Origin of the sequence: Streptomyces sp. NPDC002130 (assembly GCF_040296465.1) — a bacterium.
Taxonomy (GTDB): Bacteria; Actinomycetota; Actinomycetes; order Streptomycetales; family Streptomycetaceae; genus Streptomyces.
Genome location: NZ_JBEOXI010000553.1, coordinates 1 through 2,461 on the forward strand (window position 1 = coordinate 1; position 2,461 = coordinate 2,461).

At 66.6% G+C, this 2,461-nt stretch carries 2 protein-coding genes and 2 pseudogenes; 1 reads left to right on the forward strand and 3 read right to left on the reverse strand.

The features are described 5' to 3' along the window. A pseudogene (locus tag ABT116_RS42655) lies at window positions 1-144 on the reverse strand (ABC transporter permease); the annotation flags it as partial. Window positions 145-286: 142 nt separating this feature from the next. On the opposite strand from ABT116_RS42655, the gene ABT116_RS42660 reads away from it, so the two are divergent. Further along, complete coding sequence (locus ABT116_RS42660; RefSeq protein ID WP_351646068.1) at window positions 287-739, forward strand: DUF5959 family protein; 453 nt, start codon at window positions 287-289, stop codon at window positions 737-739. Here the strand turns inward: ABT116_RS42660 and ABT116_RS42665 are convergent. Beyond that, window positions 721-1,515: pseudogene (locus ABT116_RS42665) on the reverse strand (IS5 family transposase). The gene ABT116_RS42660 and the pseudogene ABT116_RS42665 overlap by 19 nt on opposite strands. A 314-nt stretch (window positions 1,516-1,829) precedes the next feature. Then, window positions 1,830-2,461 (reverse strand): serine hydrolase domain-containing protein (locus ABT116_RS42670; RefSeq protein ID WP_351646072.1); only part of this gene is annotated, 632 nt, incomplete at its 5' end.

A 2,461-nucleotide genomic window follows, 5' to 3' on the forward strand; every position in this document is an offset into this window, starting at 1 on the left:
CTGGGCGATCGGCTGGAACCAGCCCGGCATCGCGTCGACCGGGACGAAGGCGCTGGAGATGAGCGGCAGGAAGACCAGCGGCAGCGCGTTGTTGCCGGCTGCCTCGGCGCTGGGGCTGGCCATGCCCATCCCGACCGTGATCCACCCGTCTCGATCCAGTCGAGCGTCGCTTCTCTGAACCAAGAACTCCACGGAATGAGGTGGGGACAACCTGCTTGTGCCCGTTGATCTGGCTCAGAGACCCTGAACTCTGACAGATGTGAGCGGGCAGGGCAGAGGATGCAGGGTGGAACTGATCAGCCTCTCGGATGGAGACAACAGCTTCCTGGTGCGTGTGCTGGGGCGTAGGTCGCCGGGCGTGCTGCATCTTCACGACCAGCTCGACGCAGAGGTCATTGTGATCAGCAGCTTCGTCGGCGGTCGGTTGGCCATGTCCCTGTTCCCTTCCGACCTGGAAGAGTGGTCGCGTGCTCTGGACCTGCTTGCTGCCGGTCAGGACATCTCCTGGAGGGATGACGACCACAGCCCCGAGATCAAGATCCAGCCGTACAACGAGGAGCATGAGACTGTCGCTGTCCGTGTAGAAGATCTGGGCAGTTCGTGCGTCTCCGTGTTCCTTCCCATGAGCCTTGAAGAGGGCTGGATCGACGAGCAGCGGAAGCTGCTCGGGCAGGTGCTGCAAATGTGGCCGAGCGAAGTGCTGGAGTCTTCACCGGGTGCCTATGAGTGGCGGCGCTGAACTGCGGCCAGGCGCCGCCTGCAGATGAGTGCGCATCCGAGGGTGAGGAAGGCTTCGTGGATGTCGTCGCGTATCTCCCAGCGGATCCGCAGACGGCGGAACCAGTGCAGGTGGGCGAACGCGCGCTCCACGACCCAGCGTTGAGTGCCCAAGCCGGAGCCATGCTCGGTGCCGCGGCGGGCGATCAACGGCTTCATGCCGAGGTCCCAGACGAGACGGCGGTACTTGTCGTGGTCGTAATCGCGTTTGGCGGGACTACGTCCGGGCGGCGCCGGGGCCGGCCACGTTTACCCCGCACGGACGGCACGGCCTGCAGGAGTGGGATCAGCTGGGTGACGTCGTTGCGGTTGCCGCTGGTTGGGGTGGCGGCGAGCGGAAGGCCGGTGGCGTCGGTGATCAGGTGACACTTGCTGCCCGCCCTGCCCCGGTTGGCGGGGCTTCGTCCGGTCTTGGCCCCCTTTAGCGCCCGGTATGGGAGCCGTCGACCGGCGCCCGGGAGAAGTCCAGGGCGTTCGCGCCGCGGAGCTTGGCGAGGAGGGCCTCTGCAGTCGCGGCCACACCTCGGCCTCGGTCTACTCGGCCAGCCGGCGCCAGCAGGTCATGCCCGAGCCGAAGCCGAGTTCCTGCGGCAGGTGTTCCCAAGCGATCCGGGTGTGCAGGACGAACAGGATGCCCTGGAACACGAGCCGGTCCGGATGCCGCTCGCAGACAGAGTTCGACGGCGGGCGATGAACGCGTGGTGGGCCTCGATGGCTTCGGCCGGATAGACCGCCAATGGTGGAGATGTGCTTGTGCCCGAAGATGATCTGAGCGATATGTGGCGGCAGGCCGCTCATGATCGCGTCGGTGACGAAGATCCTGCGGCAGTCATGGGGCTGATAGCGAAGGGGCTGCCCGGTGTTGTCCGTCAGCCCGGCCGCTGCAAGGGTCTCGTCCAGCGCCTTGCGGATCGTGTCATAGACACCACGCGGTTCTGCTCACCGGTGCGCCACTGGAATAGCAACACGGGAGCGGGCACCGGGAGTCGGAAGCAGACGTGGGGTCGCTTCGGACGTACCCGGCTGTCCCGCACGCTGACCAGGTAGACGTGTCAGTTGTCGATTGCCTGGTACAGGGTGGTCCAGAAGTCCTGCATGGCCCGTGCGGAGTCCGGGGTGGACATCCCGGTCTGGGTAAGCAGGATGCCGACGAGTCCGTTGTGCGGGTCGGCGTAGGTGGTGGTGCCTGCTCCGCCGTCCCAGCCGAACTGGCCGATGGGTGCGTAGTCGCCTCGGTAGGTGCGCACCGTCATTCCGAAGCCCCAGCCGCCGGTCTGCCCCTGGCCGTGTGACAGATGGACGACGCTGCGCGCCCAGGTCTGGAGGGCGGATGTCTGCTCGGGCGTGAGGCGGTTGGTGGTCATCAGCTCGACGGCGGGCTGGGACAGGATGCGCTCGCTGCCGTGCATCCCGTGGTTGAGCAGCATCCGGAAGTAGGCGTGGTAGTCGTCGGCGGTCGAGTCGAGTCCGCCGCCGCCGGACTGGAACGCCGGAGGCTTGCTGTGGTGTCCCCCTTCGGCCGGGTCCTCTACCGTGAACTCTCCGGTCTGCGGGTCGGGGGCGTACAGGGGCGGCAGCCGGTCGATCTTGTCGGCGGGCACGTGGAAGCCGGTGTCCTTCATTCCCAGCGGCTCGAGGATGCGCATCCGCAGGAACGCCTCGAACGACTGGCCGGTGACCCTGG